18 protein-coding genes are annotated in these 20,991 nt (G+C 69.2%); 5 read left to right on the top strand and 13 right to left on the bottom strand.

Features of this window, described 5'->3' with window-relative positions:
* Positions 1 to 102: 102 nt before the first annotated feature.
* Together BWR60_RS25750 and BWR60_RS25745 are read right to left on the bottom strand one after the other, a co-directional pair.
* Positions 103 to 1,674, bottom strand: coding sequence for an ABC transporter substrate-binding protein (locus tag BWR60_RS25750; protein ID WP_218823678.1), 1,572 nt, complete (start codon positions 1,672 to 1,674; stop codon positions 103 to 105).
* A gap of 30 nt (positions 1,675 to 1,704) precedes the next feature.
* Positions 1,705 to 2,421: a FadR/GntR family transcriptional regulator gene (locus tag BWR60_RS25745; RefSeq protein ID WP_088154370.1), complete on the bottom strand. Its 717-nt coding sequence runs from the start codon at positions 2,419 to 2,421 to the stop codon at positions 1,705 to 1,707.
* A gap of 97 nt (positions 2,422 to 2,518) precedes the next feature.
* On the opposite strand from BWR60_RS25745, the gene BWR60_RS25740 reads away from it, so the two are divergent.
* Positions 2,519 to 3,493, top strand: a complete 975-nt coding sequence (locus BWR60_RS25740) for a Gfo/Idh/MocA family protein (RefSeq protein ID WP_088154345.1) — start codon at positions 2,519 to 2,521, stop codon at positions 3,491 to 3,493.
* Complete coding sequence (locus tag BWR60_RS25735) at positions 3,490 to 4,476, top strand: Gfo/Idh/MocA family protein (protein WP_088154343.1); 987 nt, start codon at positions 3,490 to 3,492, stop codon at positions 4,474 to 4,476. Before BWR60_RS25740 ends, BWR60_RS25735 begins: the two co-directional genes overlap by 4 nt.
* Here the strand turns inward: BWR60_RS25735 and BWR60_RS25730 are convergent.
* The 6 genes from BWR60_RS25730 to BWR60_RS25705 are packed head-to-tail and all read right to left on the bottom strand — an operon-like array spanning position 4,473 to position 10,880.
* A complete protein-coding gene (locus tag BWR60_RS25730; protein WP_088154342.1) occupies positions 4,473 to 5,225 on the bottom strand; it encodes an ABC transporter ATP-binding protein in 753 nt (250 codons plus the stop codon). The two genes, BWR60_RS25735 and BWR60_RS25730, sit on opposite strands and share 4 nt — an antisense overlap.
* Positions 5,222 to 6,079, bottom strand: a complete 858-nt coding sequence (locus BWR60_RS25725; protein WP_088154340.1) for an ABC transporter ATP-binding protein — start codon at positions 6,077 to 6,079, stop codon at positions 5,222 to 5,224. Before BWR60_RS25725 ends, BWR60_RS25730 begins: the two co-directional genes overlap by 4 nt.
* Positions 6,076 to 6,999 (bottom strand): nickel transporter permease, encoded by a 924-nt coding sequence (nikC, locus tag BWR60_RS25720; protein ID WP_088154338.1) that lies wholly within the window; start codon positions 6,997 to 6,999, stop codon positions 6,076 to 6,078. The genes BWR60_RS25725 and nikC overlap by 4 nt, the downstream gene beginning before the upstream one ends.
* Positions 6,996 to 8,042 carry an ABC transporter permease gene (locus tag BWR60_RS25715; RefSeq protein ID WP_088154336.1) on the bottom strand — a complete coding sequence of 349 codons (1,047 nt, stop codon included), beginning with the start codon at positions 8,040 to 8,042 and terminating at the stop codon, positions 6,996 to 6,998. Before BWR60_RS25715 ends, nikC begins: the two co-directional genes overlap by 4 nt.
* A gap of 7 nt (positions 8,043 to 8,049) precedes the next feature.
* Positions 8,050 to 9,633, bottom strand: a complete 1,584-nt coding sequence (locus BWR60_RS25710; RefSeq protein ID WP_088154333.1) for an ABC transporter substrate-binding protein — start codon at positions 9,631 to 9,633, stop codon at positions 8,050 to 8,052.
* A gap of 44 nt (positions 9,634 to 9,677) precedes the next feature.
* Complete coding sequence (locus tag BWR60_RS25705; protein ID WP_088154331.1) at positions 9,678 to 10,880, bottom strand: mandelate racemase/muconate lactonizing enzyme family protein; 1,203 nt, start codon at positions 10,878 to 10,880, stop codon at positions 9,678 to 9,680.
* Between the two features lie 166 nt (positions 10,881 to 11,046).
* On the opposite strand from BWR60_RS25705, the gene BWR60_RS25700 reads away from it, so the two are divergent.
* Both BWR60_RS25700 and BWR60_RS25695 read left to right on the top strand, forming a co-directional pair.
* Positions 11,047 to 11,727: a GntR family transcriptional regulator gene (locus tag BWR60_RS25700; RefSeq protein WP_218823677.1), complete on the top strand. Its 681-nt coding sequence runs from the start codon at positions 11,047 to 11,049 to the stop codon at positions 11,725 to 11,727.
* Between the two features lie 3 nt (positions 11,728 to 11,730).
* A complete protein-coding gene (locus BWR60_RS25695; protein WP_088154327.1) occupies positions 11,731 to 12,630 on the top strand; it encodes a dihydrodipicolinate synthase family protein in 900 nt (299 codons plus the stop codon).
* 176 nt (positions 12,631 to 12,806) lie between these two features.
* Here BWR60_RS25695 and BWR60_RS25690 read toward each other — a convergent pair whose 3' ends face one another.
* From BWR60_RS25690 to BWR60_RS25670, 5 genes are read right to left on the bottom strand one after another with little or no spacing between them, the layout of a single operon-like run.
* Positions 12,807 to 14,027, bottom strand: a complete 1,221-nt coding sequence (locus BWR60_RS25690) for a mandelate racemase/muconate lactonizing enzyme family protein (protein ID WP_088154325.1) — start codon at positions 14,025 to 14,027, stop codon at positions 12,807 to 12,809.
* A complete protein-coding gene (locus BWR60_RS25685) occupies positions 14,024 to 15,766 on the bottom strand; it encodes an ABC transporter ATP-binding protein (RefSeq protein WP_230983181.1) in 1,743 nt (580 codons plus the stop codon). Before BWR60_RS25685 ends, BWR60_RS25690 begins: the two co-directional genes overlap by 4 nt.
* A 14-nt stretch (positions 15,767 to 15,780) precedes the next feature.
* Positions 15,781 to 16,905, bottom strand: a complete 1,125-nt coding sequence (locus tag BWR60_RS25680; protein ID WP_088154320.1) for an ABC transporter permease — start codon at positions 16,903 to 16,905, stop codon at positions 15,781 to 15,783.
* 8 nt (positions 16,906 to 16,913) lie between these two features.
* Entirely contained in the window at positions 16,914 to 17,900 is a 987-nt protein-coding gene (locus BWR60_RS25675; RefSeq protein ID WP_088154318.1) for an ABC transporter permease, read from the bottom strand.
* Positions 17,901 to 17,958: 58 nt separating this feature from the next.
* Positions 17,959 to 19,911, bottom strand: a complete 1,953-nt coding sequence (locus BWR60_RS25670) for an ABC transporter substrate-binding protein (protein WP_088154316.1) — start codon at positions 19,909 to 19,911, stop codon at positions 17,959 to 17,961.
* A 268-nt stretch (positions 19,912 to 20,179) separates the two neighbouring features.
* On the opposite strand from BWR60_RS25670, the gene BWR60_RS25665 reads away from it, so the two are divergent.
* Positions 20,180 to 20,914: a FadR/GntR family transcriptional regulator gene (locus BWR60_RS25665; protein WP_088154314.1), complete on the top strand. Its 735-nt coding sequence runs from the start codon at positions 20,180 to 20,182 to the stop codon at positions 20,912 to 20,914.
* The last annotated feature ends 77 nt before the right edge of the window (positions 20,915 to 20,991 follow it).

Here is a 20,991-nt window from a genome sequence, read left to right as displayed (position 1 = left end):
TCCTGTTCCGACTGGACCGTCTCTCCAGTGAGCAATCCGGGGGCCAAGGCAAGCCGCCCTGGATTGCTTCCCCCGGCTCAGGGCCGGGGTCGCAATGACGATCTATTCGAGCGCCCATTTCTCCGGATGGGCGGCGAAGGGGCCGCCGGCCGGGGCCGGGGTCCAGACGAAGTCCTTCAGCTTGCTGGACGCGACGCCGTAGCGCTTGGCCACCCACATGGTGGCCCAGGGCAGGTTGGCGTTCATCGCCTTGCACACGGCCTGGTAGCGCTCGGCCTGCTTGCTGTCGTCGGTCTCGTTCATGGCGGCGTCGAAGGCCGAGGTCACCTCCGGCATGCGGATGCGCAGGAAGTTGGCGCCCGCCGGCGGGATCTGCTTCTCGTTCAGGCCGATATTGATGGCGCTGGGGTCCGGCCCGTTCTGCAGCCCGGCATAGACCAGCGGGAACTGCGACCAGTCCGGGTTCTTGGCGTAGATGGTGGCGTTGTAGGTCGGCGTATCGACCGCCCGCGGCACCACGTTGATGCCGACCTGGCCCAGCATCGCCTGCACCGCGGCCAGCACGTTCGAGGCCAGCGGCGTGTTGTAGTAGGTCAGCAGCGGGATCGGCTTGCTGCCGTTGATCTTGTCCCAGCCGGCCTCGGCCAGCAGCTGCTTCGCCTTCTCCGGATCATAGGCGTAGCCGTCGATGCCCTGGGGCAGCAGGTGGCCGGCGACATAGCCGCAATTGGCGATCTCGGCGGCGCCCTTGTAGAGGCTCTGCACGATCGCATCGCGGTTGATCGCGTGCATCACCGCCTGGCGCACGCGGACGTCCTTCCACAGCGGCACCTCCTGGTTGAAGCCCAGATAGTTGACGACGTAGGAATTGCCCTCGATCACCTTGAAGGCATCGTTGCCCTGGAACGTGGCGACGTCGTCGGCCTCGACATAGCTGAAGGCGATCTCGCCGGAGCGCAGGGCCGCCACCGCCGCCGCGGTGTTGGCGAAGTAGCGGTTGATGATCCGGTCGGTCACCGGCTTGCCGCCGCGATAATCGGCATTGGCCGCCAGCTCGACATACTGGTCGGTGACGTAGCGGGAGAACTTGTAGGGGCCGGTGCCGATCGGCGACTTCGACCACCATTCATGCTTGGCCAGCGAGTCCGCCGGGATGTCCTTCAGCGCGTGCTGCGGCAGCATCATCAGCTGGGTCAGGGTCGCCAGCAGGCCGGCATTCGGGGCCGCCAGCTTCAGCACCGCGGTCTTCGGATCCGGCGTCTCGACCGAGGCGATGGCGCCGAGGCGGGCGGCGAAGACGGTGCCGGTGGCGCCGTTCTTCGCGGTCTCGATGGTGAACTTCACATCGGCCGAGGTGAAGGGCTGGCCGTCATGCCATTTCGCATCGGCCAGCTTGAAGGTGTACTGCAGCTTGTCGGCGCTGACCTCGTAGCTCGACGCCAGGTCGCCGCCGATGCTCTCCAGCTTCGCGTCGTAGATCACCAGCGGCTCGAAATACAGGCTGAGCCAGGTGAAGCCGCCGGTGGCGGCGAGCGGGTTGAAGTTGCCCTGGAAGCCACCCGGGCCGACATCGAACCCGCCGGTGATCGTCGACGGCTCCTGTGCCACGGCGGGCGTCGTAGCGCCCGGCGCCCAAGCCATGGCGGCGGCGAGCGCCAGCGCGGATGCCAGCATCCCGAATCTCATTATGTCCTCCCCTTGATCTCAGCTTTCTGGTTTGGCGCCCTTCCGGGTCGCGAGAAGACGGGCGATCCCGTCATAGTGCTGGTCGAGCCGGCTGCGGGCCGCGGCCCCATCGCGCGCCTCGATCGCGGCACAGATCTCCTGGTGGTCGCGCCAGGTGGCCATCGGATCGACATTGGCCAGGTTCACGAAGTCGGACGCCTTGTAGAAGGCCATCCAGAACACATCGATCAGGCTGGTCAGCATGCGGTTGTTCTGGCAGCGAAACAGCAGGTGGTGGAACTGCTGGTCCTCCTCGGCGAAGCTCTCGTTCCGCTCGGCCCGGCGGCGCATCCGCTCGACCGTGTCCTTCAGCTCCGCCAGGTCGTCATCGCCGATCAGCTGGATGGTCTTGCCGATCAGGCCGACCTCCAGCACGCGGCGGATCTCCAGCACCTCCTCCACCTCGCGCAGCGCGCCGCCCAGGCCATAGGCCAGGTTGGCCAGCAGCGGCTCGAAGGAGAAGGCCTTCACGAACACGCCGATGCCGCGCCGCGTCTCCAGGATGCCGAGGGATTCCAGCGCCTTGATCGCCTCGCGCACGGAGTTGCGGCTGACCCCCAGCTGCTGGGCCAGATCGTTCTCCGGCGGCAGCGGCGCGCCGGGGGCCAGGGCGTTGTCGTCGATGTAGCTCTTCAGGCTCTCCTGCACCGAGACATGCAGCAGAGGCGGCCGGGCGAGCGGCTTGATCTCCTTCATCGTCGACACCTTCCACCCCATCGCCGGGTCACCATGGCTTGATGGTTGCTGACTTGTAGGATATCTGTCAAGGCCATAAGCCAAGAGGGAGGATGGAATGGCCCGGGTGGCCTTGGCGGGCGTGGGGCACTGGCATGCCGGCATGCATCTGGAGGCGGCGCGTTCGGCGGGCGCGGAGGTGGTCGCCGCCTGGGATCCGGATCCCGCGGTGACGGCCGGCTTCGCGGCACGGCACGGGGTGCCGGCGCAGCCATCCATCGAAGCCGTCATCGCGGCGAAGCCTGACCTGACCGTGGTCATGGGCCGGCCGGACCAGGTGCCGGCGCTGGCCCTGGCCTGCATCGAGGCGGGCCTGCCGATCGTGCTGGAGAAGCCGGCCGCGGTATCGACCGCCGCCCTCGCGCCGCTGGCCGAGGCCGCGCGGCGGAGAGGCCTGTTCGTCGCCGTCCCCCTGCCCAATCGCTGCGGCCCGGTCTGGGCGGAGATCGAGGCGCTGAAGGCCGTCGGCCGCCTCGGCCCGGTGTCGCACGCCCAGTTCCGGATCGTGAACGGCCCGCCGGAACGCTACCGGCTGGACGAGGTGCCCTGGGTGCTGGACCCGGCGATCGGCGGCGGCGGGGCGCTGCGCAACCTCGGCATCCACGGCATCGACGCCGCGCTGGCCCTGGCCGGCGGCGCCGACCTCGCCGTCGTCTCGGCCTCCATCGACCGGCGCCTGCACGGCGAGGCAGTGGAGGAGTATGCGATCGTCGTCCTGCGGGCGCCGGACGGCATGATCGCGACGGTCGAGGCCGGCTACACCTATGCCTCGATGGCGCCGGGCGGCGATTTCGAATGGCGCGTCTCGGCCGGCAACGCCTATCTGGTCGACCGTGGCGATGCCTGCCGCGTCGCCACGCTGGATGACGGTCGGGTGCGCGACCTGGCCCCGATCCCGCCGGCCGACCGCTACAAGGCCTTCATGGCCGACACGCTGGACCGGCTGGCGCGCGGCGCGCCACCATCGGTCGGGATCGGGGACTATCTCCAGGCCATGCGCCTGATCGACCGGGCTTACCAGGAGGTTGCATGATCGGCATCGGCATCATCGGCGCCGGCTTCTTCGGGGCGATCCATGCGCGGGCCATCGCCGCCGTGCCAGGGGCGCGGGTCGCCGCCGTCTGCCGCCAGGACATCGACGCGGCCAGGGCCTTCGCGCGGGAGCATGGTGGCAACGCCCATGCCGATTGGCGGGCGCTGCTGGACGACCCGGCGGTCGATGTGGCGCTGATCGCCACGCCACATCACCTGCATGCCGAGATGGCGATCGCCGCGGCCCAGGCGGGCAAGCACATCCTGCTGGAGAAGCCGATGGCGCCGACCGTCGCCGAATGCGACGCGATCAACGCCGCGGCAGACCGGGCGGGCGTGCATCTGATGGTCGGCCATGTGCTGCATTTCGCCCTGCCCTGCCTCGCCGCGCAGGAGGTCGTCGCGTCCGGCGATATCGGCCGCCCGGTGCTCGGCAGCAGCTGGCTGATCAAGCTGTGGATGGAGTCGAACCGGCAGGCCTGGCACCTGTCGCGCCGGACCGGCGGCGGCATGCTGCTGACCGCCGGGATCCATGCGCTCGACCGGCTGGTCTGGTTGATGGGCGGGCCGGTGGCCTCGGTCTCGGCCATGGCCGGCACCCATTTCCACGACCAGGAGGCCGACGATTCGGCGCTGATGCTGCTGCGCTTCGCCGACGGCCGGATCGGCCAGGTGGCCAGCGTCGGCTATCGCGACGGCGGCGTCGGCTTCGCCATGGACCTGGTCTGCGAGGCCGGGACCTTGCGCCTCGATTTCGACCAGGGCGTGCTGCTCGGCCGCGGCGGCGCCTGGACACCGGTGCCGAATTCGATCGAGCCGGACTGGGCGCAGCGCGCGGTGGAGCGGGAGTGGCAGGCGATGCTGGCGCTGATCGGCGGCACCGGGCCGAACCCGGCGGATGGGCGCTACGGCCGCCATCTGATCGCCTGCATCGAGGCGGCGCAGCAGTCCGAACGGTCCCGTCGCGAGATCGCGCTGGCCTAGGCGGCCGGCGCTTCGCCATAGGCCTCGCTGGCCGCCAGCAGCTCCTGCGTGTAGGGGTGCGCGGGCCGGCCGGCCCGCAGCGTCGCCGCGTCGAAGCCGTCGACGATGCGGCCGCCCTGCATCACCGCGATGCGGTGGCACATATGGGCGACGACGGCGAGGTCGTGGCTGACCAGGATGCAGGTCAGGCTGCGCTGCGCCCGCAGGTCCATCAGCAGGTTCAGGATCTCGGCCTGCACCGAGACGTCGAGGGCGGAGGTCGGCTCGTCCAGCAGCAGCACCTCCGGCTGCAGCATCAGGGCGCGGGCGATGGCCACGCGCTGGCGCTGGCCGCCGGAGAGCTGGTGCGGGTAGCGGAAAGTGGCGCTGCGCGGCAGCCCGACCGAATCCAGGGCCGCGCCGACCGCACCCTCGGGCGGGGTCATGCCCTGGTTGCGCAGCGGTTCCAGCAGCTGGGCCTGGATGGTCTGGCGCGGATGCAGCGACCCGTAGGGGTCCTGGAACACCATCTGCACCCGCTTGAAGAAGCCGCGCGGGCGATCGGCCGGCAGCACCGTGCCGTCCAGCCGCACCTCCCCGCCATGGTCCGGGATCAGCCCGGCCAGAGCGCGCAGCACCGTCGACTTGCCGCAGCCGGATTCGCCGACCAGGCCGAAGGTCTCGCCGCTCTCAACGGCGAAGGAGACGCCGGCCACCACCGGCGGGGCGTCGGCGGCGAAGCGCACGGCCAGGTCGCGCACCTCGATCATGGCGTCGCTCCTGTGGGTGCCAGCCAGGCCGGGTCGCGGCGCAGCACCGGCAGCCGGTCCTGGCTGTGGCGGATCGACGGCAGCGAGGCCAGCAGCCCGCGGGTGTAGGGATGCTCCGCCCGGTCGAGATCGGCCGCCCGCAGGGTCTCCATCACCCGGCCGGCATACATGATCACCACCCGGTCGCAGAAGCGGCGGACCAGGTTGAGGTCGTGGCTGACCAGGATCAGGCCAAGGCCACGGCTCTCGATCAGCTCGTCCAGCAGGTGCAGCACCTCGAGGCGCACGGTGACGTCCAGCGCCGAGGTCGGCTCATCGGCGATGACCACGTCGGGGCCGGCGATCAGCATCATGGCGATCATGACGCGCTGGCCCATGCCGCCGGAGATCTCGTGCGGATAGAGGCGCGCCACCCGGGCGGGGTCGCGGATCTTCACCGCCTCCAGGATCGCCAGGGTGCGCTCGCACGCCTCGCGGGCCGGCCCCTTGTGGTGCAGCCGCCAGGCCTCGGCGATCTGCTCGCCGACCGGCACGACCGGGTTCAGCGAGTATTTCGGGTCCTGCAGGATCAGCCCCATGCGCCGGCCGCGCAGATCCATCATCTGCTTCTCGCTGGCCGCCAGCAGGTCGATGCCGCGGAAGGCCAGCCGGTCCGCCGTCACCCGCGCGGCCGAGGGCAGCAGCCGCATCAGCGCGCGGCCGACGGTCGACTTGCCGGCGCCGGATTCGCCGACGATGCCCAGCTTCTCGCGCCCGAGCGTGAAGGACACGCCATGCACCACCGGCACGGCGGCGGCGCCCCGGCCGAAGGCGATGCGCAGGTTGCGGGCCTCGATCAGGGGAGCGTCGGTCATTCGCCGGACCTCGGGTCGAGCACGTCGCGCAGGGCGTCGCCGGCCAGGTTGAAGGCCAGGCTGACCACCGCGATGGCGATGCCGGGCGCGGTGATCACCCAGGGGCAGTCGATCATGAACTCGCGGCCCGTGGAGACCATGGCGCCCCATTCCGGCAGCGGCGGCTGCGCGCCGAGGCCGAGGAAGCCGAGGCCGGCGGCGGTCAGGATGATGCCGGCCATGTTCAGGGTCAGGCGCACCACCAGCGACGGCAGGCACATCGGCAGGATGTGGCGGGTGATGATGCGGGTCTTCGACGCCCCCTGCAGCCGCACCGCGGCGATGAAGTCGGCGCGCCTAAGGCTCAGCGCCTCGGCCCGGGCCAGCCGCGCCATCGGCGGCCAGGCGGTCAGGGCGATGGCGATGATGGCGTTGGTGATGCCGGGGCCCAGCGCCGCGGCGAAGCCCAGCGCCAGCACCAGGCCGGGGAAGGACAGGAAGATGTCGGTCACCCGCATCAGCACCTCGTCGACCCAGCCGCCGAGATAGCCGGCGCAGGCGCCGATCAGCAGGCCGATCGGGGCGACGATGACGGTGACCAGCAGGATGATGTAGATCGTCGTCCGGGCGCCATAGACGACGCGGGCGAAGACGTCGCGGCCGAACTCGTCGGTGCCGAACCAATGTGCCGCCGAGGGCGGCTGCAATCGGTTCACCATGTCCTGCACGATCGGGTCGTGGGAGGTCAGCCACGGTGCGCCGATCGCCGCGATCACCAGCAGCAGGATCACCGCGAGCCCGGCGAGGCCGAGCGGGTGCGCGGCGAAGCGCAGCCAGCCGCGATAGAGCTGCTGCATCGCCGACTGGAAGACGGTGTGCGGCGCGTCCGTCTTGAGCCAAGCGCGCAGCCTGCCTTGGGGGGCGCTGAAGGTCGCGGTCATCGGGTGCGCGGGTCCAGGATGCGGTAGAGGCGGTCGGAGATGATGTTGATGACCAGGAAGGTGATGCCGATCAGCAGCACCGCCCCCATCACCACGTTCATGTCGTTCATCTTCAGCCCCCGGGTAAGGTATTGGCCGAGGCCAGGCCAGCCGAACACGGTTTCGATCAGCACCGCGCCGTCGAGCAACCCGCCGAAGGTCAGCGCCAGCACGGTGAGCAGCTGGACGCGGATGTTCTTGAAGGCGTGGGCCCAGATCATCCGCCGGCGCGAGACGCCCTTGGCCCGGGCGGAGACGATGTATTCCTGGCCCAGCTGCTCCAGCATGAAGCTGCGGGTCATGCGGCTGATGTAGGCGACCGAGTAGTAGCCGAGGATCGCGCCGGGCAGGATGATGTGGTTCAGCGCGTCGCGGAACACCTCCCATTCGCCCTGCAGCGCGGTGTCGAGCAGCAGGAGGCCGGTGATCGGCGGCACCATCCCTTCGTTCAGGATGTCGATCCGGCCGGAGGCGGCGACCCATTGCAGCTTGGCGTAGAACAGGATCAGCGCGATCAGGCCGAGCCAGAAGATCGGCACCGAATGGCCGGCCAGGCCGATCACCCGCGCCACATGGTCGATCGGCCGGCCGCGGTTGACCGCGGCGACGACGCCGAGCGGGACGCCCACCAGCGTGCCGCAGAGGATGGCGACGAGGGCCAGCTCGATCGTGGCCGGGAAGACGCTGAGCAGGTCGGCCGAGACCGGCTGGCCGGTGGTCAGCGACCGGCCCATGTCGCCGGTCGCGACCCGGCCGACATAGGACAGGAACTGCCGCCACACCGGCTGGTCGAGGCCGAGCTCCTGGTAGACCCGGTCATAGGTCGCCTTGTCGACCTCCGACCCGGTCACCGCCAGCACCGGGTCGGCCGGCAGCAGCCGCCCCATCGAGAAGGTCAGCAGCATCAGCCCGACCAGGGTGACGACGACCGACAGGGTGCGGCCCGACAGGCGCCGCATGCGCAGGAAGCGCGCCGGCCGGTTGAACGTGTCGACCGTCGTCATCGGCCCCTCAGTTCTTCTTCACGTCGTGCCAGCGCGTCGACCAGGTCGGGTTGCCGACATAGCCGCTGACGCCCTGGCGGATGACATAGGGGTCGGTGCGCTGCAGCACGATGACCAGCGATGGCACCATCGCCTTGAACTTCTGGTCGATCTCGGTGAACAGCTGCGCCCGCTTGGCCGGGTCGGTCTCGGCCTTCGACTGGGTGACCAGCTGGGTCAGCTCCGGCGCGTCCAGCGCGGTGCGCCAGAGGTAGTAGCCGCCGAGCTTGGCCTCGTCGCGGTTGTCCGGGTTGTAGGCATATTGCACCAGCGTGCCGAACGGGTCCGGCAGCCGCGTGCCGGAATTGCCGACCAGCACCTGGTACTTCCGGGCGCGGAAATCCGGCGTGTGCTCGCCCGGCACGACCTCGAACTCGACCCCGGCCTTGGCGGCGCTGGCCTGCAGCGCCACCGCCATCTTCAGGAGTGCGTCGCCCGACGGGTACAGCGTCTTCTTCAGCCCGTCCGGATAGCCGGCCTCGGCCAGCAGCTTCTTGGCCAGCTCGGGATTGTATTCATAGCCGGTCGGCTCGCCCGTCGGGGCGCCGGGCATCCCCTTGGGGATGATCGACTGCCAGGGGAAGCCGTTGAAGTTCATCGTGGTCTCGGCCAGCGGCTTCCAGTCGATGATATGCTGGAAGGCCTCGCGCACCTTCGGCTTGGCCAGGTCCGGATCCTGCGTGTTCATGGCCATGTAGTAGAAGCCCAGGCCCGGCCCGGGGTCGACCGTGGCGCCCTTGGCCTTCAGCGCCTCGATGTCGCTGTTCGCCATATACTGGCCGATATCGATGTCGCCGGCCTCGACCTGCAGCCGCAGGTTGCCTGATTCCGGCACGTGCCGCATGACCACCCGCTTCATCGCCGGCGCGCCGCCCCAATAGTCCGCCCGCGCGTCGCACAGCAGAATGTCGTTCGGCCGCCACGTCGTCAGCTTGTAGGGGCCGCTGCCGGCGCTATTGGCCTTCAGCCAATTCTGCGCCAGGTCGCCGTTCTGCTCGTGCTCCAGCGCCGTCTTCTTGTCGATGATGCCGAGCGAGGCTCCCGCCAGCGAATAGAGCACAAGGTCGGTCGACACCGGCTGCGGCAGGCTGATCACCAGGGTGCGCTCGTCCTTGGCCTGGACCAGCTGGTCGACATTGTCCTTGGTGAAGCCCCACAGCGCGATGTCGGTCGACCCGACCTGGCCCATCTTGATCACGCGCTGGATGGTCCAGGCCGCATCCTCCGCCGTCACCGGGTTGCCGGAGGAGAAGGTGGCGCCCTGGCGCAGCGTCATGGTGATGCTGCGCTTGTCGTCGGCGACGGTCCAGCTTTCGGCCAGCATCGGCCGAATCGTCTGCAGGTCGTCGGGCGTCACCATCACGAGGTTGTCGTAGAGATTCGAGATGATCTCGGAGACCGTGCGCGCGTTGATCGCCGCCGGGTCGAGCGACGGCACGGCGCTGAGCTGCGTGCCGATCACCAGAGCGTTGGCCGGCGACGCCGCCTGCGCCCCGGGCAGGCCGAAGGCGAGCGCCAGGGCCGCGGTCGCGGCCAGTAGGGACAGTCTCATTCTCGTCCTCCCCATTGCGGCGGATGCCCGCCTTTCTTGGTTGCTTACGGAAACGCGCTCGATCCGTCGGGACGTCGGCCGACGCGCCGCTCCCAATGGATGTAGCCGTCGGTCTTCAGCACCTCCTCGTCGATCTCGACGCCCCAGCCCGGCCGGTCGGGCCGCAGCTCGAGATATCCCTCGCGCGGGAGATATGGGTCCTTCACATACCAGGCGCCGGCCGAGGGATCGGCCTTCGCCCCGGCGCCGCCGCCACCCGCCTCGAAGGTGTAGTTGGGGCCGTGCGGCAGCCGGTATTCGAGGATGCGGAAGTTCGGCTGGGCGGCGGAGAAGTGCAGGTTCACCGCCGTGGCCAGCGGCCCCATCGGGTTGTGCGGCGCGACGGTGACGTAATGCGCCTCGGCGATCGCCGCGATCTTGCGCATCTCCAGCAGGCCGCCGACGACGCAGATGTCCGGCTGGATGATGTCGGCCCCGCGATGGGACAGGAGGCGCAGGAACTCGAAGCGGCTGTACAGCGACTCGCCGGTCGCCAGCGTGCAGGCCATCTGCCGCTTGATGTCGCCCCAGACCTCGACATTCTCCGGCCGGATCGGCTCCTCGAAGAACAGCGGGTCGTAGGGGGCCAGCGCATTGCCGAGCTGTACCGCCTGGTGCGGCTCGAAGATGCGGGCATGGGCATCGAAGGCGATCTCGTAGTCGCTGCGCACCGTCTCCCGCAGCGAGCGGAAGTAGTCGGCGCTGGTGCGCACCACCTCGCCCCAGCGGTTCTCGTAGATGTTGATGCGGTAGGGGCTGAGCTTGAAGGCGGTCAGGCCCCAATTCTCGTTGAGGCGATCGAACTCCTCCCGCGCCGCCGGCGCGTCGGGGGCGGTGTAGACGCCGGCATAGACCCGCACGCGGTCGCGGGCGTTGCCGCCCAGCAGCATGTAGACCGGGACGCCGAGCGCCTTGGCCGAGATGTCCCACAGGCAATGGTCGATCGCCGAGATCGCGGCCAGGGTCAGCGCGCCGGGCGGGAAGCGCGTCTGCTGCATCAGGTACTGGACGATGTATTCGATCCGCCGCGGATCCTGCCCCTGCAGGAAGGTGAACAGGTAGTCCAGCAGCGGCGCCAGCGCCCGGTCGGGGCCGTGGTTGTAGCACTCGCCCCAGCCGGTGAGGCCGTCATCGGTGTCGATGGCGACGAGCAGACGCGGGCGATCCTTGTCGCGCGTCATGTAGGTCCGCAGACGGTCGATCTTCACGCCGCCATTCCTCCCCGCCCTGTCGATGACCGCCCCGAGAGGACGGAATGCCGGCCGCCGGGCTCCGGCCGTGCCTCACGGCTAGACTTAACCTCATGAGACCTGATATATCAAGTCTCAAGAAATCGCCGGCGCCGGAAGCCGCCGGATCCACCGAGAGGACAGCGTGCAACGCCCCCTGCCATCGCTCGACCCGAACATGCTGAAGGGGCTGCGCGACCATGTTCACGAGCAGCTGCGCCAGGCCATCATCTCCGGCCAGCTGCCGACGGGATCGCTGCTGAACGAGCGGCAGGCGGCGGCGCAGCTGGGCGTCAGCACCACGCCCCTGAAGGAGGCGCTGCGCCGGCTGGAGCTGGAAGGGCTTGTGCGGACCGAGCCGCGCCGCGGCATCCGCATCACCTTTGACGCGGCCCAGGCCGAGGAGATGGCGCTGGCCCGCGCGGCGCTGGAGAGCATGATCGCGCGCCAGGCGGCCACGCGGATCACGGATGAGGCGATCGCGGAGCTGCGCACGGTCGGCGAGGCCATGCGCCAGGCGACGGCGGCGGGTGCGGTGCGCCGGCTGATCACGCTGAACGAGACCTTCCACGAGACCATCCACGCCGCCTCGGGCTGCCGCTACCTGCAGCGCCTGCTGGCCGGGCAGCTGGTCTACGACAAGGCGGCGCGCCGCTTCCTGCTGGGCGACCAGGAGGAGCGCGAACGCGCTTTGGGCGAGCATCTGAGCATCCTCGCCGCCCTCGAGGCGCGGGATCCCGACGCGGCCGAACGGGCGATGCGCGACCACATCGTCCGGTCGGGCCGGCAACATGTGCAGACGGCGTTCGCGCGCCGGAAGGAGTAACGAATGGACAACCAGAACCTGCGGCGCGCGCTGTGCGGCATCTCGGGCGTGCACGCGACCGCCTATGGCGCCGATGGCGGCGTGGATGCGGACCTGACCGGCCGCATCGTCGAGCGCATCGTCGCCGGCGGCATTCCCAATGTCGTGGCCGCCGGCAACACCGGCGAGTTCTACGCCCTGTCACCGGACGAGGTGCGGCTCGTGCACGACACGGCGGTGGCGGCCACGCGGGGCCGCAGCAACGTCGTCGCCGCCGTCGGCCGTTCGCTGACCGAGGCGATCGCGCTGGGCCGCCGGGCCAAGGAGGCCGGGGCGAATGCGATCATGTCGCACCAGCCGCTGGACCCCTTCGCCGCGCCCCAGGCCCAGGCCGCCTATTTCCGGTCGATCGCCGACGCGGTCAACCTGCCGCTGGTCGCCTATGTCCGGTCCGACGCCATGGGCCTGGCCGACCTGCTGTCGGTCGCCAACCACCCGAACGTCGTCGGCGTGAAGTTCGCCACCACCAACCTGATGCTGCTGGCCGAATGCGTGCGGTCGAGCGATGCCGCCACCGCGGTCTGGGTCTGCGGCCTTGCGGAGGGATGGGCGGCGCCCTTCTACGCCCTCGGCGCCCGCGGCTTCACCTCCGGCCTGGTCAATGTCGATCCGGCCCGGTCGCTGGCGATCCATGCGGCGCTGGAGGCGGGCGACTATGCCAAGGCCCGCGCTTTGGTGGCCGAGATCGCCCGCTTCGAGACGCTGCGCACCCGCTACGGCAACGGCGCCAACGTCACCGTGGTCAAGGAGGCGCTGGGCCTGCTCGGCTTCCCGGCCGGCGCGGTGCGCCTGCCGGGCCTGCCGGGCCTGGATCCGGCGGACCGCGAGACGCTCGAGCGCGAGGTGTCGCGCTGGGGGCTTTGATCGAGGCCGGCTCCCCCTCACCCTCCCATTCGCCAACGCGAATGGGCCCCTCCCTCTCCCCGAGGGAGAGGGCATGTTCACCTCTCCTTGGGGAGAGGTCGAAATCGCGCAGCGATTTCGGGTGAGGGGGTGGCCCCGGCCCATCTATTAGGTTCGATCCAGACAATCACGCCGCCTCACCGCCCGCTGAAATACGGCGCCCGCCGGAGCCGGGTCTGGACATAGACGTGCTCCTGCTGGGTGCCCGGCGCGTAGGAGCGGTCGGAGCCGGACACGGCGACATTGCGCTCGCTCGGGAAGCGGGCGACGAAATCCTCGTCGATGTCACAGCCGAGGCCCGGTGCGTCGGGCACGGCGATCGACCCGCCTTCCTGCACCGGATGCGGCACCACGGTCCTGGCCCGTCCCGGCCAGTCGGCGTCGAGCCGCTCCAGCACCAGCCCGTTCGGGATCGCGGCCAGCAGATGCAGCGCCGCATATTCGGCGACGGGGCCGAGCGAGCCGGAATGCGGCGCCATCATGATGTGATGCGCCTCCGCCATCGCCGCGATCTTCTTCATCTGGGTCAGGCCGCCGGCCCGGCCGGTGTCCGGCTGGATGATGTCGACCAGGTCGCGCTCGATCAGCTCGCGCTCGCCGAAGATCGTCGCCATGCGCTCGCCCGCGGCCAGCGGCACATGGGCGGCGTCACGGATGCGCTTGTAGCCGTCCAGGTTCTCGGGTGCGATCGGGTCCTCGATCCACGCCAGGTCATAGGGTTCCAGCGCCCGCGCGAGCCGCGCCGCATCGGCCGGGGTCAGCCAGGGCGGGCCGTGCAGGTCGATGGCGATGTCGACCTCGTCGCCCACCGCCTCGCGCAGCGCCGCGACCTTGCGCACCGGGTCGGCCACGCCGCCGCATTTGATCATCTTGATGCCGTGGCTCTTCACCGCCACCGCCGCCTCGGCCGTGTTGGCGTGGGAGTAGATCGGCACCCGGTCGCGCATCTTGCCGCCGAGCAGGTTCCACACCGGCACGCCCAGCGCCTTGCCCTTGATGTCCCACAGCGCGACGTCGATGCCGGTCATGGCGCCGGCGCCGACGGTGCCGAGCATGCCGTGCCCCATGGTCGCGACCTGCATCTTCTGCCACAGCCGCTCGATATGCGTCGGGTCCTCGCCGATCAGCAGGGCCTTCAGGTCCTGCACCGCGGTCTCGATCACCCGCGGCCAGCCGGAGCATTCGCCGATGCCGACGATGCCCGCATCGGTGTAGACCTTGACGAACAGCCAGTTGCGGAAGCCGCCGAGCTTGCCTTCCGCGATCGCCGCGTCGCCGAGCCGGCCGTCCGTCGCCCATTTGTCGGGATCCGGCGGGCCGGCCTGCATCAGGAAGGTCCGGATGTCGGTGATCTTCATAGCGCCAGGCTCCGTTCGGCGGGCTCGGTGTACCGGATGCGGTTGTGGATGCTGCGGCGGCGCGGATCGGGCCGCGGCACGGCCGAGATCAGCGCCTTGGTGTAGTCATGGGCCGGCGCCTCGCAGACCTCGTCGGCCCGGCCGATCTCGACCAGCCGGCCGCGATACATCACGCCGACGCGGTCGCACATGTAGCGGATCACGCCGATGTCGTGGCTGATGAAGATGTAGGCGAGGTCGAGCTCGTCCTGCAGCTTCAGCAGCAGGTCCAGCACCTGGAAGCGCAGCGAGACGTCGAGCGCCGAGGTCGCCTCGTCGGCGACGATGACGCGGGGGTTCAGGGCGATGGCGCGGGCGATGCCGATGCGCTGGCGCTGGCCGCCGGAGAAGGCGTGCGGATAGCGCTCACGCCAGGCGGGTTCGAGGCCGACCTGGCGCATCAGCCCGGCGACGCGCTCATCCAAATCCTTGCCCTTGGCGATGCCGTTGACCAGCAGCGGCTCGCCGATCACCTGGGCCACGGTCATGCGCGGGTTGAGGGAGGAGACCGGGTCCTGGAAGATCATCCGGATCTCGCGCCGGCACGATGCGAGCGTCGGCTTGTCGGCCTTGGCCAGGTCGACCACCGATTCGTCGGCCCGGCGGTAGCGGATGGCGCCGCCGGTCGGGTCATAGACCCGCAGCAGGCAGCGCCCCATGGTGGTCTTGCCGGAGCCGGATTCGCCGACGATGCCCAGCGTCTCCCCTGCCCGCACCTGCAGCGACACCCCGTCGACCGCGGCGAAGGCGGCGCTGCCGGTGCCGAACTGCATCCGCAGGCCCTCGACCTCGACCACCGGCGGGCGGTCGGCCGGCAGCGGCGGGCGCTTCAGCCGGATCTCGGCCTTGTCCTCGAGCTTGAGGACCGACCCGATCAGCATCTTGGTATACGGATCCTCGGGCGCGTGAAAAATGCGGTCGACCGGCCCGTGCTCCACCACCTTGCCGTGATACATCACCAGCACGTCGTCGGCGATCTCGGCCACCACGCCCATGTCATGGGTGATGAACAGCACCGCCATGCCGTATTCGGCCTGCAGCCGCTTGATCAGGTCCAGGATCTCGGCCTGGGTGGTGACGTCCAGCGCCGTCGTCGGCTCGTCGGCGATCAGCAGCTGCGGGTTGCAGGCCAGCGCCATGGCGATCATGGCGCGCTGGCGCATGCCGCCGGAGAACTCGAAGGTGTAGCGGTCGATCGCCCGCTCCGGCCGCGGGATCTCGACCTGCTTCAAGAGCTCGATCGTCCGCGCCCGCGCGGCGGCCTTGCCGAGGCCGAGATGCAGGCGCAGCACCTCGATGATCTGGTCGCCGACCGTGTGGATCGGCGACAGCGACGACATCGGCTCCTGGAAGATCATCGCGATCTCGCGGCCGCGCACCCGGCGGATGGCCCGGCCGCGCGGATGCAGCTTGGCCAGGTCGACGCTGCTGCCGTCGGCCCGGTTCAGCACCATCTCGCCGGAGACGATGCGGCCGGGCGAGTCGACGATCTGCAGGATCGAGCGCGCGGTGACGCTCTTGCCCGAGCCGCTTTCGCCGACGACGCAGAGGGTCTTGCCGCGCTCGACCGCGAAGGACACGCCGTCGACCGCCTTGACCAGCCCGGCACGGGTCGGGAAATGGGTCACCAGGTCGCGCACCGCCAGGACGGGCTTGGGGCGGCCGGGGAACGGCACCGGGGCGGCCGGAGGGTTCGTCATCGAGCTCTCCGCCATCACTTGTTGTAGGGGTCGGCCGCGTCGCGCAGGCCGTCGCCGAGCAGGTTGAGCGCCATCACCGCGACCACGACGAAGGCGCCGGGCGCGAACAGCCAGGGGGCCGTGGCGATCGAGCGGATGTTCTGCGCCTCGCGCAGCAGCACGCCCCAGGAGATGGTCGGCGGCTGCAGCCCGAGGCCGAGGAAGGACAGCGCCGTCTCGGCCAGGATCATCGCCGGGATCGCCAGCGTCACCGAGGCGATGATGTGGCTGAGGAAGCTCGGCATCATGTGCCGGAAGATGATCCGCCCCTCGCCGCAGCCGTCGAGCCGGGCGGCGGTGACGAACTCCTCGGTCCTGAGCGACAGGAAGCGGCCGCGGACGACGCGGGCCAGCTGGGCCCAGCCGGTCAGCGACAGGATCACCGTGATCATGAAGTACTGGGTGATGGCAGGCCAGTCCTGCGGCAGGGCCGCGGCCATGGCCAGCCAGATCGGGATCGTCGGCAGGGCCAGCACGAATTCGATCACCCGCTGGATCACGAAATCCGGCTTGCCGCCGTAATAGCCGGAGATGCCGCCGAGGATCAGGCCGATGGCCAGCGACAGGAACACGCCGAGCAGGCCGACGGACAGCGAGATCTGGGCGCCCTGCATGATCCGGCTCCAGACGCAGCGGCCGAGCCGGTCGGTGCCGAACAGGAACAGCGGCTGCTTCGGGTCGGCCGAGGCGATGAGGTGGATGTTCGTGGTGAACAGCCCCAGAACCGAATAGCTGTAGCCGCGGCCGAACAGCGAGATGCCGACCTTGCGGGCCGGATCCTCCTTGTAGAGGGCGGCCAGCGTCTCCGGATCCCGGGTCAGCTTGTGCGGGTGGAAGTACAGGCCGATCTGCAGGCCGCCATCCTCCGCCCGGTCGAACAGGTGGATCCCCTGCGGCGGGTGGAAGGCGGCGCGGGCGTTCTGCTGGCTGGGATCGTTGATGGCGAAGAAGCCGGGCACGGCCGCGATCACGTAGAGGATGATCACGATCACCAGCGAGGCCATGGCCAGCTTGTGGCGGCGGAAGGCCCACCAGATCAGCTGCCATTGCGAGGCGACGGCGAGTTGGCCGGCGGGGGCGATGGTCGCGAGGTCGGTCATGAGCCCCCCTATTCGAGGCGGATGCGCGGGTCGACCAGCGCCAGCAGGATGTCGCTGATCAGCGACCCGATCAGGGTCAGGGCGCAGATCAGCAGCACGAAGGCGCCGGCCAGGTACATGTCCTGCGCCATCAGCGACTGCAGCAGCAGCGGCGCCGCCGTCGGCAGGTTCAGCACGATCGCCACCACGATCGAGCCGGAGACCAGGTTCGGCAGCAGCCAGGCGAGCGTGGAGATGAACGGGTTCAGCGCCACCCGCACCGGGTATTTCAGCAGCAGCCGGAACTCGGACAGGCCCTTGGCGCGGGCGGTGGTGACATAGGGCTTGTGGATCTCGTCCAGCATGTTCGCCCGCATCACCCGGATCAGGCTGGCGGTGCCGGAGACGGCCAGGATCAGCACCGGGATCCACAGGTGCCGCAGCAGGTTCCAGGTCTTGGCGATGCTCCAGGGCGCCTTCTCGAACTCCGGCGAGAACAGCCCGCTGACATCCTGCCCGAACTCGATGGCGGCGACATACATCAGCACCAGCGCCAGCAGGAAGGACGGGATGGCCAGCCCGGCGAAGGTGATGGTGGTGACGATGTAGTCGCCGATCGAGTATTTGCGCACCGCGGAATAGACCCCGATCGGCAGCGCGATCGCCCAGGTCGCGATCAGGGTGGCCAGGGTCAGCACCAGGGTCAGGGCCATCCGCTCCCAGATCAGGTCGCTGACCGGCTGCTGCCACTCGAAGGACAGGCCGAAATCACCGCGGGTGAGGATGCCGATGATCCATTTGCCGTACTGCACCAGCATCGGGTCGTTCAGCCCGAAACGCTCGCGCAGCGCCGCCGCGGCGTTCTGGTCGACGATCTCGTTGGAGCTGGCCAGCGTCGCGATATAGCTGGTCACGAAGTCGCCAGGCGGCAGCTGGATCAGGACGAAGGCGAGGAAGCTGACCGCGAAGAGCGCGGGCACCATCCACAGCAGGCGCTTGGCGATGAAGCGGAGCATCCGGGGCACTCCTCGATACGGACGCTGAGCGGCGGGAGGAAGACCGGCGGCGCCGGCGTCAGCTCGTGAAGAAGAACTGCTGCGGCATGGCCGGGCCGGGGTTCGGCCAGGTCCAGGAATCCGGCTCCTTCTCCGGCGCGTTGATCAGGTTGGTCTTGACCACGCCGAAGGAGTTGACGGCGAGGCAGATGCCGACCGTCTCGAACGCCTCGGCGGTCAGGTCCAGCAGCTGCTTCATGGTCGCGGCGCGCTTGTCGAGGTCGGAGGTGCTGCGCGCCTCGTCGAACAGCTTCATCCGCTGCTTCTGGCTCTCCGGCGGCTCCTCGCCCGACTGGCCGTTGGAGACGTACCAGAGCGTCCAGGGAATGGCGTAGCGCGACCCCTGCGGGTGCTGGGCGAAGAAGTCGCGCGGGTCGAACATCGGGTCCAGCCCGCCCGGGCCCGGCCACACCTGGGCGTCATGGTCGTTGCTGTCGCCGCGGGTGTAGTACAGCGCCCGCTCGATGGTGTTGACCTTGATGTCGATGCCGATCCCGACCCAGTGCCGCTTCACCAGCTCCAGCACGTCGACCAGGTCAGCGTACAGGGTCGGGATGACGTCGATCGAGAAGAAGATCTTGCTGCCGTCGGGGTGCTGGCGGAAGCCGTCGGCGTCCTTCTTGTCGTAGCCGGCCTTGTCGAGCAGGGCGTTGGCCTGGTCGGCGTCGAAATCGGTGAACTGCCGCGCCAGCGTCTCGTGATACCAGGGGTGGCCCGGCCGTGGCCCGGCCTGGTACGGCTCCGACTGGCCGAAATAGACCAGCTCGATGATCTCGCCCCGGTCGATGCCGAGCGACAGCGCCTGACGCACCTCCTTGTTGGCGAAGAAGGCCTTCAGCTTCGGGTCCTTGTGGCACATGTTCAGGTAGATCTGGCACTGCTGCGCCGCCGACGGCTCCAGCTCGATCAGCCGGTAGCCGCCCTTCTCCTTGTTCTGCGACAGGGTCGGCTTGTTCTGCAGCAGGTTGATGTGCCGCTCCTGGATGTCGAGCTTGCCGGAGATGGCGTCGAGCAGCAGCGATTCCACGTCCTGCGAGATGCCGAAATACAGCTCGTCGATATAGGGCAGCTGGTTGCCCTCGGTGTCGACCTGCCAGAAATACGGGTTGCGCTTCATCACCACACGGGTGGCGCCGCCGACATAGGGCTCGACCACCACCCAGGGGTCGAGTGTCGGCTTGTCCGGGTTGCCCCAGCGCTGCGGGATCTCGATGTCGCCGTTCTTGGCCCGGAACAGGTCGGCCCAGTTCTGCAGGTTGGCCTGCTTCACCAGGTCGCCGACCTTGTCGTTGTATTTGGGATGGAACTGGCTGGCGTAGTGCTTGGCGAACAGCGTCGGGTGCTGGCCCAGCGGCGTCGCCAGCGTCTCCAGATAGGTGGCGTAGGCCGCGGCGAAGGTGAACTTCACCGTGAAGTCGTCGACCTTGGTCACGACCACCGGCTTGCCGGCGATGGTCAGCTGCGACGGGACCGAGCCATAGAGCTCGGTGTTCTTGGCGCAGTCCTCGATCGAGAAGACGATGTCATCGGCGGTGAAGGGGTGGCCGTCCGACCATTTCGTGCCCTTGCGCAGATGGAACACGAACTCGGTGCCGTCTGGGTTGACCTCCCAGCTCTCCGCCAGGTTCGGCAGGGCCTTGGTGAAGCCGAGGTCCCAGCGCACCAGGCTCTGGTTGCCGACCACGCGCAGGATGCCGTTGTGGTCGCTGGAGCCGCGCAGGCCGCGATGCAGCGTGCCGCCATAGGTGCCGACCTTGGTCAGCGGCTGCACCACCAGCGGATTGGCCGGCAGCCGGTCGGCCAGCGCCGGCAGCTTGCCGTCCTTGACCAGCTGCGCCAGGTCCGGCGCCTCCTTGCCGGCCTGCGCATAGGCCAGCCGGACGGCGAGCGGCATCGCCGCCACCCCGGCCAGACCCTTCAGGACCATGCGCCGGGCGAATACGTGCGGCGAGGCGCTGAGCTTCTCGTCCATTCCTGGATCCTCCCTGTGCGGCGTGTCGGAGCCGGCTTCGCCATGCGTGCCGATCCGCTTCCTTTGCCGCTCCGGTCATATTACAAATATTGACAAATCACAACCGCAACGGCCTTCTCTCAGACGTTTTCTGTCGCTCGATCCTGCTGCAGCGCAAACACCGGAAAAAGTCGTGGAATCCACCGGCTGGGAATGGATATCGGTATCAGGCTCGGGTGGGTGGCATCGTGATCAATCTTGACAACTTGCCGGTCGGGGGGATGCGGAGATGAGCGGCACGGAGGGCGACCCCGGGATCGGCCTCCTGCCCCGCGACGGCGGAGCCCCGGCGCGGCTGAGCGAGGTCGTCTATGACGGCATCGTCACCCTGATCGCCCAGGGCGACCTCGCCCTGAACAGCCGCCTGCCGTCGGAGGCCGAGCTGTCGGAGCGCTTCGGCGCCTCCCGCCCCGTGGTGCGCGAGGCGCTGGGCCGGCTGCGGCAGGACGGGCTGGTGGTGTCGCGCCAGGGCTCCGGCTCCTATGTCCGGCGGCAGCCGGACCTCGCGGTGCTGCGCTTCGCCCAGGTGCGGTCGCTGGCCGACGTCCAGCGCTGCTTCGAGTTCCGTGCCGGCCTCGAATCCGTCGCCGCCGCGCTGGCGGCCGAGCGCTGGGAGCCGGCCGATTTGAAGCAGATCGAAGACGCGCTGGAAGCGCTGGAGCGCTGCCTCGGCAATGGCGAGCTGGGGGCCGATGAGGACCAGCGCTTCCACGAGGCGATCGCCCGGGCGACGCGCAACCCCTATCATGTCGCCGTCCAGTCCTCCCTGGCCTCGCACATCGCCGTCGGCATGAACATCACCCGCCATCTCAGCCGGATGCGGACGCCGGAGCGGATCCGCGCCGTGCAGGACGAGCATGTCGCGATCGTCGACGCGATCCGCCGGCGCGACGCCGGGGCCGCGGCGGAGGCCATGCGCCGGCACGTGCTGAACGCCCGGCAGCGGATGTTCGAAGGAGTGTGAATGTGACCCCGGAGGCCATGCGCCGGCACGTGCTGAACGCCCGGCAGCGGATGTTCGAAGGAGTGTGAATGTGACCC

The organism is Inquilinus limosus (assembly GCF_002195995.1).
Taxonomy (GTDB): domain Bacteria; phylum Pseudomonadota; class Alphaproteobacteria; order DSM-16000; family Inquilinaceae; genus Inquilinus; species Inquilinus limosus_C.
Note: the sequence above shows the minus strand (reverse complement) of the source record. Positions and strands in the feature narration are given on the sequence as shown.

Coding starts and splice junctions, on each gene's coding strand:
- BWR60_RS25750 (WP_218823678.1), bottom strand. CDS start 1,674: ATGCTGGCATCCGCGCTGGCGCTCGCCGCCGCCATGGCTTGGGCGCCG.
- BWR60_RS25745 (WP_088154370.1), bottom strand. CDS start 2,421: ATGAAGGAGATCAAGCCGCTCGCCCGGCCGCCTCTGCTGCATGTCTCG.
- BWR60_RS25740 (WP_088154345.1), top strand. CDS start 2,519: ATGGCCCGGGTGGCCTTGGCGGGCGTGGGGCACTGGCATGCCGGCATG.
- BWR60_RS25735 (WP_088154343.1), top strand. CDS start 3,490: ATGATCGGCATCGGCATCATCGGCGCCGGCTTCTTCGGGGCGATCCAT.
- BWR60_RS25730 (WP_088154342.1), bottom strand. CDS start 5,225: ATGATCGAGGTGCGCGACCTGGCCGTGCGCTTCGCCGCCGACGCCCCG.
- BWR60_RS25725 (WP_088154340.1), bottom strand. CDS start 6,079: ATGACCGACGCTCCCCTGATCGAGGCCCGCAACCTGCGCATCGCCTTC.
- nikC (WP_088154338.1), bottom strand. CDS start 6,999: ATGACCGCGACCTTCAGCGCCCCCCAAGGCAGGCTGCGCGCTTGGCTC.
- BWR60_RS25715 (WP_088154336.1), bottom strand. CDS start 8,042: ATGACGACGGTCGACACGTTCAACCGGCCGGCGCGCTTCCTGCGCATG.
- BWR60_RS25710 (WP_088154333.1), bottom strand. CDS start 9,633: ATGAGACTGTCCCTACTGGCCGCGACCGCGGCCCTGGCGCTCGCCTTC.
- BWR60_RS25695 (WP_088154327.1), top strand. CDS start 11,731: ATGGACAACCAGAACCTGCGGCGCGCGCTGTGCGGCATCTCGGGCGTG.
- BWR60_RS25690 (WP_088154325.1), bottom strand. CDS start 14,027: ATGAAGATCACCGACATCCGGACCTTCCTGATGCAGGCCGGCCCGCCG.
- BWR60_RS25685 (WP_230983181.1), bottom strand. CDS start 15,766: ATGACGAACCCTCCGGCCGCCCCGGTGCCGTTCCCCGGCCGCCCCAAG.
- BWR60_RS25680 (WP_088154320.1), bottom strand. CDS start 16,905: ATGACCGACCTCGCGACCATCGCCCCCGCCGGCCAACTCGCCGTCGCC.
- BWR60_RS25675 (WP_088154318.1), bottom strand. CDS start 17,900: ATGCTCCGCTTCATCGCCAAGCGCCTGCTGTGGATGGTGCCCGCGCTC.
- BWR60_RS25670 (WP_088154316.1), bottom strand. CDS start 19,911: ATGGACGAGAAGCTCAGCGCCTCGCCGCACGTATTCGCCCGGCGCATG.
- BWR60_RS25665 (WP_088154314.1), top strand. CDS start 20,180: ATGAGCGGCACGGAGGGCGACCCCGGGATCGGCCTCCTGCCCCGCGAC.